This is a genomic window from Undibacterium sp. Ji49W (assembly GCF_049340205.1).
Lineage (GTDB): Bacteria > Pseudomonadota > Gammaproteobacteria > Burkholderiales > Burkholderiaceae_D > Undibacterium.
In genome coordinates, this window is sequence record NZ_JBMPOW010000010.1 from 168,386 (window position 1) to 183,719 (window position 15,334).

Here is a 15,334-nt window from a genome sequence, read left to right on the forward strand (position 1 = left end):
GGATTTAGCGAGGAATACTGCCGCAAGACAGCGGGAACTGACGCCCACCGGCATCAGCAGATGCCAATGCTGTTGTGTCTATTGGCACATGCTGTGCTGCCAGCCAAGCAGCAATTGCTGAAATATCCTGGGGTTTCAGCTTGGCGGCCACCTGCTGCATGCAGTCTGGCGCATGGGCCTTGCGGCTGCCGGTTTGCCATGCCCCCAACTGAGCGACCAGGTAATCCCTGGGCAAACCCAGCAAACCCGGGACATAGGGTGTCAGACCAGTCATTTTGTCGCCATGGCAGGCAACACAGGCAGGCAGATCACGTGATTTATCTCCATTCAACACCAATTGCCGGCCTTGCTCCAGCACAGATGCGGGGGCGTCCGGTGCCTGTGGCGCCGAATAAGGGGGATGCTGATTTGCAAAGTAATCGGCAATTTCTTTCAGGTAGGCGTCTGACATATGCGCCACCATGTAACGCATGGCAGGATATCCGCGTTTGGCATCACGAAAATTGAGCAACTGGTTATACAGATAGCCAGCTGGCTTACCCGCTATCCTGGGATAAAAACCATCCGTACCCGCCCGCCCTTCAGCACCATGACAGGCGGTACAGGCCTTCAGGCGCTGGGCCAGGGTATCCGGAACAGTTTGTGCCGTTGCAAGAACAGGCACCATCAATATGCCTGAAAAAAAGAACTTTCGGCAAAAGGAAGAAAAACAGCGGGAGGCAACGAGCATTATCAACGCAGACAAAAAAAGGAGTCCAAAGAGTGTAGCTTAACAGTTTGCTCCAAAAACTTCCCGGTCGTTGCCCAAACCATGATGTAGATCAAACTAAATTCAGCTTCATATTCAGCCTCATATTCAGCCTCATATTCAGCCTCATATTCAGCTTCATATCGCGGATCAGGGAAATATTGTCATTTTAAAAAAAGATCAAGGCAAATGTTAAAGACCGTGACATCAGGCCGACGAATCGCAAAACATATTGATTTGGATTTACACAAAACCACCCTGGCTGTGTCACAGGTCCTTGCTGGGACGATTTTTCGTAAGCCCTATTGATCCATAAGATATAAATTAAGCCGCCATCGGAAAACTTTCTGCTTAGAAAAGCAAAGTCTTGCTTGTCAAGAAGGCTCAAGCCGAGGATAATCCTGCCCTTTCGTCTCGATTTGAGACTCAGATTCAGCAAGATGAAATTGGCCCGCTTTTAATCATTTAATCAGCGGGCTTTTTCATCCGCGCCACGCCTGCCGTTGATCTGTTACTGACGATCGCCAGCAGCTTTTTCGCCCTTGCTATTGCCAAACACTTTTGACAAGCATTTGTTGTCGTATTCGAATTTGTTACATGAAAAACAGCTTAACTGACTCAAACACTTCTCCAGCAACAAAAACAGGATCCACGCTCACTTTAGGTAAAAAAGCACCACTGCAACTGAATCGCAATGCGCCGACCATTTCGCGCACAACGACAGTACAAATGGTGGTCCCTGTCGCCGATATCACGGAAGAAACGCCAACCCTGGTTTCTGCACCGGTAACGGTCATCACCAAGCGCCGTTCGCGCCTGCAATTGGCAGATGCGGATACGGGTGCCGCCGACACGGCTGAAGCAGTCACGCCTGCCGAGTTTGACGCACCTGTCTCGGTCGCTGGCGATAGCAGCGACCAGACGGATGATGGCATGCCGCACCAGCCTCCGGCAATGCAGATGCAGGTACGTGAAGAAGCAGTCACCGCAGACAGCAAGCCGGATACTGGCGATACGGATTCTGCCAAGCCACGTGTAGTCGTGATACGTAAGACTGCGCCTAAAATGGCAAAGAAATTGCTACTGGCAGACCAGCAGGCGCCAGCGCCCGTGATCATTAAACGCGAAGCACGCATAGGTTCGGGCAAACTGGCACCGCCGGCACCGGTAGTGACACTGAAACCGATGTCGCCAACACCAGTATCGCAAGCAGTGCCGACGCCCGCTGCTGCGTCTGTCATGAAACCTGTAACCAGTTCCCTGGCTGCTACCGTCGCGCCCCCTGTCAGCAATGTGGCTGACATTGATACCTCCGGTTATATCTTGCCAGCAATGCGTGAGCCCGCAAAACGTGGTCGCAAACCATCCGAATTCACTTTTGAAAACGATGAAATCCTGGCATTGAATGCAGCTGAATCCGCAGAAATAAAACGTGCTGCACGTGCCAAGGCCAAAAAATCAAGTGTGGGTAGCTCTGCCAGTATCGCCAATAATGAAGAACAACTTGACCAGTATCGCAAGCAACTGACCAAGCTGATCAACCTGGGGAAAGACCGCAGTTATCTGACCCATGCAGAGATCAATGATCACTTGCCAGACGACGTGGCAGATGCAGAAATGATACAAGGCGTCATCAGCACCCTGAATGACATGGGTATCGCTGTCTATGACAGCGCACCCGATGCCGCCATGATGCTGCTCACCGATAATGTCGCCACCAATGTCAGCGAAGATGAAGCTGAAGCTGCTGCTGCCGCTGCACTGGCGACCGTGGATTCTGACTTTGGCCGTACTACGGACCCGGTACGCATGTATATGCGCGAAATGGGTGGCGTTGAACTGTTGACGCGTACAGGCGAAATCGAGATAGCCAAACGCATAGAAGATGGCCTGAAAGACATGGTGCAGGCGATCTCTGCCTGCCCTGGCACAATACAGGAAATCCTGGATATCGCTGACAAGATTTCAAAAGATGAAATCCGTGTCGACGACATCATAGACGGCATGCTGGACCCGGATGCCGCAGATGCTCCAGCGATAGAGCTCAGCGATGCCGATGATCTGGATGACCTCGATGACGACGATGATGCCGTAGCCGACAATGCCAGCGGCATCAGCGATGAACAGTTGCAGCAATTAAAGGCTGCCGTACTGCAAAAATTTGCAGTGGTAGGCATGCGCTTTGAGCAAATGCAGGCAGCCCGTGCAGCAGACGGTTATCAGTCACCTGCCTATCAACAGGCACAGCAAGCGATTACCCGCGAATTGCAAGGCATGCGCTTCAGCGTGAAAACAGCCGAGAAATTGTGCGACACGCTGCGCAAACAAATGAAAACGTTGCGCCAGACAGAAAAGCAGATGCTGGAATTGATGGTCAATAAATGCGGCATGCCGCGTGCTTACTTTGTTGAGCATTTCCGTCAAAATGCCTGCAATCCTGAATGGCTGAACCGTGAAATCAATGGCACATCAAGTTATGCCGCCATCCTGGGCCGTAACATCCATGCCGCGCGCGAGTTACAGCAACGACTGATTGATCTGGAACAAAATGTCCGTCTGCCTTTGCATGATCTGCGCGAAATCAACAAGCAAATGGTGGCGGGTGAAAAACGTTCCAGCGAAGCCAAGGCCGCCATGACCGAGGCTAACTTGCGCCTGGTGATTTCTATCGCCAAGAAATATGTCAACCGCGGCCTGCAATTTCTGGATCTGATCCAGGAAGGTAATATCGGCCTGTTGAAAGCGGTTGATAAATTTGAATACCGTCGTGGTTATAAATTCTCTACCTATGCCACCTGGTGGATCAGGCAGGCGATTGCACGTGCCATTGCGGATCAGGCGCGTACCATCCGTGTGCCGGTACACATGATAGAGACCATCAACAAAATGAACCGCGTCAAACGCCAGTTGCTGCAAGCCAGCGGACTGGAGCCAGAACCGGCAGCGATTGCTGAAAAGATGGGTCTGCCAGAAAACAAGGTACGTGAAATCCTGAAGATTGCCAAAGAGCCGGTGTCGCTCGATGTTCCTATCGGAGATGATGGTGATTCACAACTGGGCGATTTCATTGAAGACAGCATGACTCTGTCACCTATGGCAGCGGCCATGCAGGCATCGGTACAGGAAAAACTGAAAGAAGCTCTGGATTCATTGAGCCCACGCGAAGCGAAAGTCTTGCGCATGCGCTTTGGTCTGGAAACCAGTACTGAATTTACACTGGAAGAAGTGGGCAAGCAATTTGAAGTCACGCGCGAGCGCATACGTCAGATTGAATCCAAAGCCATGAAAAAATTGCGTCACCCTGCCCGTGCCGATCATTTGAAGAGCCTGATGGAAAGCAGCTAAATCTCACCGTCACCAGCTTTTCAGCACATTAAAAAAGCACTACCCTTTGAAAGGCAGTGCTTTTTTTTATTGGTGAAGCTTAAAACCGTCTGACAAGTTACATCATTAAAAATGACAGTGCAAATTGCACCTGCTCCAGTCTTTGCGCCGTGCTGCCCTCAACCAGCAGGAATGGAATGTCTCTATCATCCAGCACATTCAGCACCTCTTCATGAATCAACTGGCGCACGGCTGCCGATTCGCGTTGCAGGCCATCCGGCATCCACGGAAAATCTGGCGCTGTCACGATGGTGAAGTCGTATTGATGTGCCTGATCAAGCGCATCCAGTTCAGCACCGGCCTCACCAAAGTAATGGCGGCTATAAATGGCTGTCATACAGGGGCCGGTATCGCAAAACAGCCAGTCTTTCGCTTGAGATGCCAGTTCGGCTTCACGTTGCAACTGCGTGCGGGCGATCAGTATCTGTTCTTCCTGCTTTGGTACACGCTGCTGTTGCTCGACAAACTCACGCAGGTATTCGGGCACCCAGACGGTCTGGTAATGCGCGGCCAGCGCCTCTGCCAGGATGGATTTTCCTGATGACTCGGCTCCAAGAATCACGACCCGGTTTACTGTGGACATGCTTTACTCCAGGCGCGCAGGCCCATGATCGCCATCACAACGAAGATGCCATACAAAACGGCAGTTAGCATCAGGCCTTTATACATATATAAACCGACATACAGAACATCAACAATGATCCAGACATGCCAGTTCTCGATTTTTTTCCGGCTCAGCAAGACCTGTCCCAGTAAACTGCCTGCGGTCAGCAGACCATCCGCATAGGGTACATCGGTATCGGTGCAGTACTTCAGAAAGACCGCCAGCGCCACAAATGCCAGCAGGCAGGCGACAAGCGCCTGCCTGCTGCCTTGCGCACCAAGCCTGGATACTGGCAAGGCCGCCGACTGATCATCGCCGCGCAGCCATAGCAACCAGCCCCAGACAGAGACACCGATAAAGACAAACTGCAAACCCATGTCGCCATACAATCTGGCGTCAAAAAACACCACTGCATATAAAGCGGATGACAGAATGGAAAACAACCAGGCCCAGTGCAACTGCCTGATGTTCAGGCCAACGGTAATAACGGACAGGACAAAGGACGACAGCTCCAAGCAATTGGTTTGGAGACCGAACAGGATAATCGGATCATTCAACATGTATCAATACGGGGATATTAAGTGAGGCTATTCAGTATGACTAATAAGTGCGACGATTAAGTGCAGACTTGCCCGCATTATCGGCGAAAGCGCCCAGAATTCACAGGGGAATGTCACTCAATCCAGCCTGTCACATACCAGATCAGGCAAAATTCAGACGGTAATTGCCCCTGACAGCAATATTTAGATTGTGAGATAGCGCGCTTATCCGCTATATTTCTAAGCGACTGTTGCAAAATTAACTTGTGCCTGACGACTTGTCTGCCATATTCCTTTAGCAACAGCCTCTAAACACATTATTGAAGCAAATTTCATGAAAAAACAACGCGGCTTTACCCTTTTGGAAATGATGCTGGTGATCGTGGTGATCGCCACGCTGGCAGCGCTGGCCATTCCATCGTATTTATACAAGATTGTCAGGGAACAGATAGAGGCTGCGATTCCATTGGCAGATGTCGCTAAAAAACCCGTGGCAGCCGCCTGGCTGGCGGAACAGAAATTCCCGGCGGATAATGCCGCCGCAGGCTTGCCCATGGATGACAAGATCGTCAGCAATCTGGTCAGCTCTGTCGCGGTCAAGAATGGCGCTATTCATATCACCTTCGGTAATAATGCACATTCTGCCATCAGAGGAAAAATCCTCAGTCTCCGCCCCGCTGTGGTGGAAGATGCGCCTGTGGTACCGGTAGCTTGGGTCTGTGCGGCAGCACCGGTGCCGGACAAGATGACAGTCAAGGGCATAGACAGAACGACGATTCCAGCCGTTAACCTGCCACTGAATTGCCGTGCCAAGATCAGCAAATAATCAGCGCAGTGCTGTTACTGCCTGAACTATTCCGTTTCAGTCAGATATAAAAAAACATGGGCACTTATAGTGCCCATGTTTTTTCTCAAGCAAATCGTAGTTCTATATCAGATTCAGAACTTGTGCTCAAACATCACTCGTGCAGCCACCGTGGTAGGTGTCGTGTTCGTCTGGCGAGTGGTGCCATCGCTGTCGGTATAAATGCTGGCATTGATATTGTCCTGATGTAGCGCATTCCCTATCGATACACGCAGATTGGTTTTTGCATCAAACTTCCACAAGGCATATAAGTCCAGTACACGCTTGGGCACAGAATAACTGCTTTGCTCTTTTGGGTAGGGCAACGATTCTTTTGAAATACGTACGAAGCCGCCATCCTGAAAGCTGGCATTGCCACCTATCGTCAAAGGCAGCTTGTCGAGCTTGTAATCGATACCCAGGTTGGCACTGATAGGTGTCTGCGAATCAAGGCGATTATTCGGACCTGGTACAGTACTCAGATTAGACCAGTTAAACGACAGATTGGCCCTGAAATCAATTGCCGGTGCATCAGCCATAATGGCCTTCAACGGCAACTTGGCTTCCAGTTCTATCCCCTTGGTTGTGGCCTGCCCGCTATTTATCGGTTTTACAACATATTTTCCATTGTCATCTTTAGACAAATCTGTACGCGTAATATCGTCGATCCTGCGCATGAACACGCTGGCACTGAGCATGCCGCCACCAGGCAAATAATGTTCGTACGCCATGTCCAGGCCCCAGGCCAGTTCGGGCTTCAGGTTAGGATTACCCATGTAATCAGGGCTGGTGGCGCTGTTATTATTGGAAATAGAACGGCGCGGTATCAGGCGGCTGGTATCCGGTGCCTTGTAGGTACGGGTAATGCCCAGTCTGACCTGGTCATTCTTACTATCCGGCAGTTTATACAGTGTCTGCAATATCGGGCTCCAGACGCTGGATTTATTATGTACTTCGCTAAAAGTATTCCCCTGACTGCGGGTGTCCAACCCTTCCCAGCGCAAACCGCCATAAACCGACCACTGCTTGGTCACATTCCATTCATCCTGGGCGAACAGAGCCAGGCGAGTTACGTCGGCAGTAAAGTCCTCATTCAGATCGATTGGACGCAATTTCTTGACTGGATCAGTAACGATATCCGTTTGCTCACGGGTCTCGCCGCGCTTGCTATAAGCGCCGTCCCAGCCAAATACAAAGGAATGATTTTCGACAAAGGGTGCACTGTACTTGCCACTCATGGTGATGCCCTTGTCTGTACCGCCCGAAGTCGATTTACGGTCCAGTATCTGTACGTTGCCGATGTTATAGCCCAACAGGCCAACATCAGAAGTGCGCTTGTTGTAGTTGACCCCCAGCTTGACATCCAGTTTGGCACTGTCGGCCAATTTGTGTATCCAGTTCAGATTGGTACGGAACATGGTCGCGTCAGATTGAATTTCCTGGTTATCGCTTGCATACGTCGATGGGGTACCAGTCGATGAATCGCGATTATGGCCAACAAAACGAGTCGCATTGATAAAACTCTGCGTCGTCACCGTATCGCCGTTTTCCAAATTCCAGTTCACCCTTGGTGAAAATCCCACATTGGTAAAAGTTCCCCAACCAAGGCTGTCAGTATGACGCAGCAAGTTGGGCTTACCATTGGCATCAGTACCGACTTCATCTGAATAGCTGGGTCGTTCATATTGACCACGGTTCAGGTTACCGGACAAGGCATAAGACATACGTCCGGATTTATCTGAAACCTGATAACTCAGATTTTCACCAAATTTACCACCATCTTCAAACAATCCCGCCTTCAACTCCTTCTGCGCAGTCTGTACACTTTTCTTCAGCACGATATTGATGGAGCCAGCGATAGACTGGGTGCTCAGTTCGGCGGTCGCAGCACGAATGACTTCTATCCTTTCTATCATGTCTGGCGACAGGGAATCCAGAGAAAAGCCTGGTGGGCTGGGTTCACCATTCAACATGATCTGGGTATAGCCTGCACCCAGTCCGCGCATGCGGATATCACCGCCACGGCCCTGCACGCCCCCCATGGTGACGCCTGGCAAACGCTTCATGACTTCGCTGACGGTCGTATCACCATAGCGCACGATATCTTCCTGCGTCACCACGATTTTGGTGGCAGTGTCCTGACGACGTTCGTCATAGTTGCGTGCGCCCTGCACTTCAACTTTTTGTATTTTTGGATCGGCTTTTTCTGTTTTTCCTACCGCTTCTGTCGCTTCTACAGCTTTTGGTGGAGTGGCTTGCTGCGCCATGGCTGGCTGGCTGAATGCAGCCATGATTGCCAGGGACAGGATAGTTGGACGTACAGAAAGATTCTTGCTTTGCATATAGATATTATTGTGGCAATAGTGGTAAATGGTGAGCCTTGGACCATACCACATCAAGTAAAGTTCCGCGTCGCAACACGCCCATGCGTCAACTTCTTGAGTGATTATTCATCCCATCAAAAATTGCTTCTACAGCAATCTTGTTCGATCACTTGGCCAAAGCCAGCTAACGTGATTTGGAAACAATGGAAACATAGACTTACATTCTGGCAGTCAACGCCAGGCACGGTCGCGCATTGTATGTGTATGCGATCAAAAAGGAGAACATCATGCGCATTCATCGTCTGGCCATATTGGCATTGCTGGCCGCCACATTGAATCTGTCAGGCTGCGTTGTATTGCCACCACATGGTTATGTGGCAGGCCCATCCGTGGTCGTCAGAGGGCCACCGATCGTCATCGACAATGGCCCTTACTGGGGCGGTGGTGGCAGGCACTGGCGCCGCTGGTAGGATGGATGAGGTGCCTGATCATGGCGATCGCAGTTAAAGACGGCAGCTAAAGATCGCGCTTAAACATCTTGCTGCGACATCTTGCTGCGGTTTGATCATTCAAACATCGGTGTAATGATGACAGGGGCATTCTGGGTCAGCACTTGCCCCTTGTCGGCAGCATCTGCAAAACGGATGTGGGCGATTTTATTTATCCTGGGCAATTCATTTGAAAATGGATTGCCATCCTGTACCGGTAACGACGTCAGTTGCTGCGCGCCATTCCTGAACCGTATCAGTGCCTGCGCAGTATTGCGCCCATAGGCAAATTTGATACCCGTGCACTTTTTGCCAGTCACAGCGGCATCGCCCTCGTTTGTCAGATAAGTCCATGCCTGCTCGCAAGCCGCGCGCAACTCTGTCATTTCATACACACCATCGGCGCGGGGAATGATGGAAATTCTGGACTGGAATATTAACTGTTCAGGCGCATGATTGACGAGCAGTTCTGCATTCTCATCATAAGCCAACTTCAACAAAGGAAAATTGGCGCGGCCTGCCGCATCAAGTGGCAAACCAAGTCGCATACTCTTGCTGACCAGCGTCAGCTCCAGATCTTCTGGCGCATAATTGCCCTGCCGGGTCAATATCTGAAAATGATTTTGTATGAGATTTTTTTGCTTGCCGTATTTTTCAAAACGTATCATCAACTTGTAGACATTGCGATAGCTGACCCATCCGGCATCCGCTTTTTTCGCCTGTTCCTGTGCCACTGGCTTATGGCTGGCCTCTGCGGCTGGCTGCTGCGCAGACGCTATCCCGGATGCCAGTAACAGCATTGCAAAGAGTGAGGAATAAGGAATGATCATACGTTTTAAAACTGATTAATATCGATAAGCCAGACCGGAATACACGGTCACATAATTACGCTTACCCAGCCACAGGCTGTCTTTACCACTATCAAACTGGTGTGTTGCCGTAACATGGGATGTCAGCATCCATGCCGGGCTGAATTCCCAGTTCCAGTTCAGCCCCAGATAGGCGTTCCTGACATTGGCATCCATCTGGTTTTGCATCCTGGTTGCGGATGCGCCAAAACCATTATTACCTGAAGCCATTATGTCAGGATCGAAGCGGGTACCTGACTGATCATAAGAGCGTTTGCTCCAGGCCAGGCCGGCTGACAGGGCAATCCCGTGATGCAGCGCCAACTGGTGGTAACTGCGGGCTTCCAGATTGATGTAATTGCTTTGTTTACCTGCGACTTTGCCCACCAGGAATTTGGAGCTCATGCGCAATCCGGCCAGTGGGTAATAATTTAAAAAACCACCTGCCTGAAAACTGCCATCCACATCCCCATATCCCGCCAGCTTGCGTGCAGCAGATGCGCTGCAACCGCGCTGATAGGCCAGCAATGGGCCAAACTCAACACGGTCAAATGGGCTCAGGTGCAGGCCCAGATTAGTGTTGCGCAAGAACAGGCCATTACTCCATTGCATTTGTACATTAGGCATGATGCGTGTGGTTTGTTCACCGCCTAGTTCACAACTAGGTTCGGAAATCACACCCAGCCCCACGTACTTGTCAGAGCTACCGTCAGGCAGCATGGTCGCCGCTGGCGTCTGTGCCAAAGCAAATTGCGCGACACCTGAAAAAAATAAGAAAGAAAGAAATTTCATGCTGAATGATTTTTTTAGTTAGGATAGCCAGCCTATTGTAAACACAGTAGAAATCTCAGTCTGTCTTTTTATCGCGGCCAAGACAAAGGATGCCATGGAAAACACAGTCACCGGGAAAACATGCACCTTGTCCCTATGGCATGGTGGTATTACCCGAGATCACATCGACATACAAACGCACATAATTCCTCGCCATCAGGTCGGCAGTAAACACCGATTCATATCTTTGCTGCGCCAGCCGCCCCATCTGCATGGCCTGGCGCGGGTTGTGCCACAACTGTGTCATGGCGGCACGCAAAGCCAGGGGATCATCGGGTGGTACGACCAATCCAGTTTCATCGGCGATATTGATATAACTTGTCCCGGTACCTATTTCACTGGAAATCATGGGCTTGGCAAACATCGCCCCTTCGAGCAATGAAATGCCGAATGCTTCAGAACGTAAATGAGAAGGAAACACCAGACCGTAACACAGGCTCAGTAAGGCAATTTTATCTTCTTCCGGCAATGCGCCCAAAAAATGGACGTTCGTCAATTTCAGTTCTTGTGCATGCTGCTTCAATGCCTGTTCTTCGGGGCCATTGCCAACGATGACAACGGGCATGTCCGAATCCGCCACCGCTTCCAGCAGTATATGCAAACCCTTGTAATAACGCAGCATACCCACGAACAGAAAAAAACGTTCGCCAAACCGTTGACGCCATTGCGCAACCACCGCAGGCGATGCTTCAGGATAAATGTTCTTGTCCAGGCCATAGGTAATGACCTCGGTCTTGTCGCGATAACGATGCAGAATCGGACTGGTTGACAAATAATTGGGTGAGGTAGCCACTATCCGGTCAACATCATTCAGGAACCAGTTTTTCAAAGGCTCATACACCTTGTGCAAGAATTTCTGTCTGACGATGTCGGAATGATAGGTCACGATACTGGGTTTCCTGATTCTGCCGATAAGGTGCATCAAATCCATAAAAGGCCAGGGGAAGTGATAGTGAATGATGTCTGCACTATTCGCCAGTTCGATGAAACGCGAGAGTGCCTGCCATGAGAATCCGGTCGATGCAATTTCAAAATTCTGCCTGACCCTGTGTACCTGATGCCCTTCCAGTTCAAGCTCAAGCTGGCCCTTGCTGCGCGTCAGTGTCAGTACTTCATTACTGACACCCAGGCGTGTGGTGCCGACAGCCAGTTGCCGTATGACCTGCTCTATCCCGCCAAAGGTATCGGGATGATAAGTGCGATAGAAATGTAAGACCTTCATTGCAAACCTCGTCTGTTACGGCATGTTCCCTATCCCCGCCAGCATGGCGGGCATTCCATCAGTACGAGCTGCGTGCCGTATTTCTGCGCAAATCGGCCTCTACCATCATCTGGCACAACTCTTCCAGCGTAGTCCTGGTTTCCCAGCCCAAAACCGTTCTTGCCTTTTGCGGATCGCCTATCAGTAACTCGACTTCGGCCGGGCGATAAAATGCAGGATTGATTTTCACCAGGGTCTTGCCGGTTTTGCGACAAACACCGACTTCATCTTCACCTTTTCCGCGCCAGTGCAATTGACGATCCGCCGCCCAGAAAGCCAGCTCCACAAAATCACGGACGGTATCGGTGCGATTGGTTGCGAGCACGAAGGTATCTGGCGTATCGGCCTGCAACATGCGCCACATGCCTTCTACATATTCTTTCGCATAACCCCAGTCACGTTTGGCGTCCATATTTCCAAGCTCCAGACAATCCAGCAAACCCAGACGGATTTTCGCAACGGCATCGGTAATCTTGCGGGTGACAAATTCACGTCCACGCAACGGTGATTCATGGTTGAACAAGATGCCGCTGCTGGCGAAAATATCGTAGGATTCGCGATAATTGATGGTCATCCAGTGTGCATAGAGTTTGGCTATACCGTAGGGACTACGCGGATAAAACGCCGTGGTTTCAACCTGGGGAATGGCTTGCACCTTGCCAAACATTTCAGAAGTCGATGCCTGATAAAAACGGATTTTCTTGTTAACGATGCGTATGGCTTCCAGCAAATTCAAGACCCCCATGCCGGTGATGGCCATGGTGGTGACAGGCTGTTCAAATGACACACCGACAAAGCTTTGTGCCGCCAGATTATAGACTTCTGTCACATTGGTATTTTGCAGAAGACGTATGCTGCTACTCAGATCAGTGAGGTCATATTCCACCAGGTGCAAATTGGGGTGGGTGCTGATACCCAGTTCTTCCATACGCCAGAAATTGACCGAACTGGTGCGGCGATAACTGCCAAACACGGTATACCCTTTACGCAATAAGAGTTCTGCCAGATAGGCACCGTCTTGTCCTGTAATACCTGTAATTAATGCTCTGCTACTCATTCGTCCTTCTCACTTGTTTCTGAAGCTGCCAATAACAAAAAACTATCTCATCCAAGAATGATAGTGACAGCGAGAAAGCAAGTCTTCCCCGAGTTGTCGCGCAAATGTCATGAATTTGTAAGAGGACTCAGGCAAGGAAACAGCGACGCAGACAGTACTCAATGCATATTGCTCATTGTTTTAAGGGGGGACTGTCAGGCACGGACGTGAATACTGTGGCGGGTATCAGGTAGCGATTACTGAGGCTTGCGGGATAGCAGGCAGGTGGACCACGAATCTGGCGCCGCCCAAGGGACTATCCTCTACGGTAATATGGCCGCCATGTGCCTGTATGGCTTTTTGGGTGATTGCCAGCCCAAGTCCAAAGCCGCCGGTTGCCCGGTCACGGCTACGATCAAGCCGGTAGAAGGCATTAAAAATCTGCTCACGCTCTTCCACTGGTATGCCTGGACCATCATCATCAAGCATGATAATGATATCGCCACCGGCTTTCTTGAGCGTCAGGCTGATATGCTGACTGGCGTATTTACCGGCATTTCTGAGTAAATTGCTGACCGCCCTGGCCAATAAATGCTGATCAGCGATCATGCTTATCACTTCATCTGAAAACAGGGTGTCGACCTGAAAGCCTGACAATTCATGTTGCAAGCTATCCAGACAGGTCTGCAAGCAATCTGCGACGACAAACTCTGCCAGTTTCAATGCGGGTTGCTGGTCGAGTTTGCTCAGGCTCAATAGCTCGGTCACCAGCGAATTCAATTCAAGCAGGTCGGCTTCCATGGCGGCGGCACGGGTTTCCAGTTTGGGATCTTTGGCTGCATTGCGCAACAGTTCCAGACCAAATTCCAGGCGGGCGATAGGGGTACGCAATTCGTGAGAGACCGAATGCAACAGGCTTTTTTGCGCATCCAGCAAGCCTTCTATGCGTGCCGCCATCTGGTTCATGCGCTGCGCCAGAGGGTAGATGCTGTCGCTTTCACGCGTCTGCGCACGTATCTTCAAATGCCCTTCGCCGAATTCGTCAGCAACTTTTTCCAGCGCCTGCAAGCCACGCCAATGGGAACTGGACCAGATAGCAATCGGTATCAACAGACAGAGTGCGACTATGATGTAACGCACGACTTCGGTCCTGATCACGGGTATCACATCAATAGGCAATTCTTGCGCATGCAAGACTTCTTCATCACTGCCTATATAACGCAACCCCTGCAAGTCAACCCGGCGATAAAAGGATTTTGCCCCAATATCGATCACCACTTCGCCGCGCATGAATTGTGTTTTTTTTTCTGCTGCGACCTGTTGAAGTGCACTTTGCAGGGGAATCAATTCCAGCTTGCTGTGGGTAATTTCGCGGATTTTATTCAGACGCACCAGCCATTCATCAGGACCTGCCTGATCGACATACTGCGTAAGTAAAAAGACTTGTCCTGCGGCCTGCTGCTGCGCGACTTCTTCCAGCGGATCACCAAAGAAGCTACGGATCACGACGTAGACAGCAATGGTGGCGACACTGATGGACAGCATCACCAGAATGACAAAACGCAGGAACAGGCGATTCATGGACGATTCATGGACAAGTCAAGGGCGAGTCATAGTCTAATCCCAGGCGGACGGGCTGAACAGATAGCCCTCCCCCCAGACCGTCTTGATCTTGTCTGCATGCGCATCATCAAATTTGCGACGCAGGCGGGAGATTTTATTGTCAATGCTGCGATCCAGTCCGTCAAACTCTATACCGCGCATCTGTATCAAGATATCGTTACGCGACAAGACCTTGCCGGCAGCCTCAGCCAGGACCAGCAGCAATTTGTATTCGGCACTGTTGAGCAGGACATCCTCCTCGCGCCATGACACGCTACGATCACGCCGGCACAGCCGGAATGCACCAAATACCAGGTCTTCGCTATCATCCACAGGCGCGTCCTTGATACGTCGCAACAAGGCACGCAGGCGGGCCAGCAAGATACGTGGCTGTACCGGCTTGTTGACGTAGTCATCTGCACCCTGCTCCAGGCCGGAGACTTCATCAAAGGCGTCTTCACGGGCCGTCAGTATCAGGATGGGGACGGTACTGACGGCACGCAGCTGGCGGCAGACGACCATGCCATCCAGCCCTGGCAACATCAGATCCAGTACCACCAGGTCAGGCAAGGTTTGCTGAAAATGGGACAGCGCAGTATCACCCCGGCTGACAACGTCAACGGTGAATTCATATTCGCCCAGATATTCGGCGACCAGATTGGCAAGCTTGGCATCATCTTCTACCAGCATTACACGAAACATAGCATCTCTCCTTTGCCCGCATTGTAGTAGAGCTCGCCCCAAAATTGCGAGAAATACCAGGCCAGGTACGGTCAACTTACAATTTTCAGACAATTTCAGCTTAAATAGCCACTTACAAATTTA

The 15,334-nt window shown here is 50.7% G+C and carries 13 protein-coding genes; 3 read left to right on the forward strand and 10 right to left on the reverse strand.

What is annotated here, in order from left to right; translation table 11 throughout:
- Window positions 1-4: 4 nt before the first annotated feature.
- The gene (locus tag ACO0LK_RS14420) at window positions 5-667 is read right to left on the reverse strand and encodes a c-type cytochrome (RefSeq protein ID WP_422976126.1); all 663 of its coding nucleotides are present in this window, start codon (window positions 665-667) and stop codon (window positions 5-7) included.
- Between the two features lie 678 nt (window positions 668-1,345).
- On the opposite strand from ACO0LK_RS14420, the gene rpoD reads away from it, so the two are divergent.
- Entirely contained in the window at window positions 1,346-4,093 is a 2,748-nt protein-coding gene (gene rpoD, locus ACO0LK_RS14425) for an RNA polymerase sigma factor RpoD (protein WP_422976128.1), read from the forward strand.
- Window positions 4,094-4,190: 97 nt separating this feature from the next.
- Here the strand turns inward: rpoD and ACO0LK_RS14430 are convergent, their stop codons facing one another.
- Window positions 4,191-4,715: an AAA family ATPase gene (locus ACO0LK_RS14430; RefSeq protein ID WP_422976130.1), complete on the reverse strand. Its 525-nt coding sequence runs from the start codon at window positions 4,713-4,715 to the stop codon at window positions 4,191-4,193.
- Window positions 4,703-5,296, reverse strand: a complete 594-nt coding sequence (gene pnuC / locus ACO0LK_RS14435; RefSeq protein WP_422976132.1) for a nicotinamide riboside transporter PnuC — start codon at window positions 5,294-5,296, stop codon at window positions 4,703-4,705. Before pnuC ends, ACO0LK_RS14430 begins: the two co-directional genes overlap by 13 nt.
- 313 nt (window positions 5,297-5,609) lie before the next feature.
- Here pnuC and ACO0LK_RS14440 point away from each other — a divergent pair, with 313 nt between their 5' ends.
- Window positions 5,610-6,101: a pilin gene (locus ACO0LK_RS14440; RefSeq protein WP_422976134.1), complete on the forward strand. Its 492-nt coding sequence runs from the start codon at window positions 5,610-5,612 to the stop codon at window positions 6,099-6,101.
- A 113-nt stretch (window positions 6,102-6,214) separates the two neighbouring features.
- On the opposite strand, the gene ACO0LK_RS14445 is transcribed toward ACO0LK_RS14440, so the two are convergent.
- Window positions 6,215-8,461, reverse strand: a complete 2,247-nt coding sequence (locus tag ACO0LK_RS14445) for a TonB-dependent receptor plug domain-containing protein (RefSeq protein WP_422976135.1) — start codon at window positions 8,459-8,461, stop codon at window positions 6,215-6,217.
- 269 nt (window positions 8,462-8,730) lie between these two features.
- Between ACO0LK_RS14445 and ACO0LK_RS14450 the strand changes: the two genes are divergently transcribed.
- Window positions 8,731-8,913, forward strand: coding sequence for a hypothetical protein (locus ACO0LK_RS14450; protein WP_422976137.1), 183 nt, complete (start codon window positions 8,731-8,733; stop codon window positions 8,911-8,913).
- A 95-nt stretch (window positions 8,914-9,008) separates the two neighbouring features.
- Here ACO0LK_RS14450 and ACO0LK_RS14455 read toward each other — a convergent pair whose 3' ends face one another.
- The 6 genes from ACO0LK_RS14455 to ACO0LK_RS14480 form a co-directional block, all read right to left on the reverse strand.
- Window positions 9,009-9,761: a hypothetical protein gene (locus tag ACO0LK_RS14455; RefSeq protein WP_422976139.1), complete on the reverse strand. Its 753-nt coding sequence runs from the start codon at window positions 9,759-9,761 to the stop codon at window positions 9,009-9,011.
- 15 nt (window positions 9,762-9,776) lie between these two features.
- The gene (locus ACO0LK_RS14460; protein ID WP_422976141.1) at window positions 9,777-10,571 is read right to left on the reverse strand and encodes a MipA/OmpV family protein; all 795 of its coding nucleotides are present in this window, start codon (window positions 10,569-10,571) and stop codon (window positions 9,777-9,779) included.
- Between the two features lie 133 nt (window positions 10,572-10,704).
- Window positions 10,705-11,832, reverse strand: a complete 1,128-nt coding sequence (locus tag ACO0LK_RS14465; RefSeq protein WP_422976143.1) for a glycosyltransferase family 4 protein — start codon at window positions 11,830-11,832, stop codon at window positions 10,705-10,707.
- A 58-nt stretch (window positions 11,833-11,890) separates the two neighbouring features.
- Window positions 11,891-12,928 (reverse strand): GDP-mannose 4,6-dehydratase, encoded by a 1,038-nt coding sequence (gene gmd, locus ACO0LK_RS14470; protein WP_422976145.1) that lies wholly within the window; start codon window positions 12,926-12,928, stop codon window positions 11,891-11,893.
- A 225-nt stretch (window positions 12,929-13,153) separates the two neighbouring features.
- Window positions 13,154-14,488 (reverse strand): ATP-binding protein, encoded by a 1,335-nt coding sequence (locus ACO0LK_RS14475; protein ID WP_422976147.1) that lies wholly within the window; start codon window positions 14,486-14,488, stop codon window positions 13,154-13,156.
- A 36-nt stretch (window positions 14,489-14,524) separates the two neighbouring features.
- Complete coding sequence (locus ACO0LK_RS14480; protein ID WP_422976149.1) at window positions 14,525-15,211, reverse strand: response regulator; 687 nt, start codon at window positions 15,209-15,211, stop codon at window positions 14,525-14,527.
- Between the last annotated feature and the right edge of the window lie 123 nt (window positions 15,212-15,334).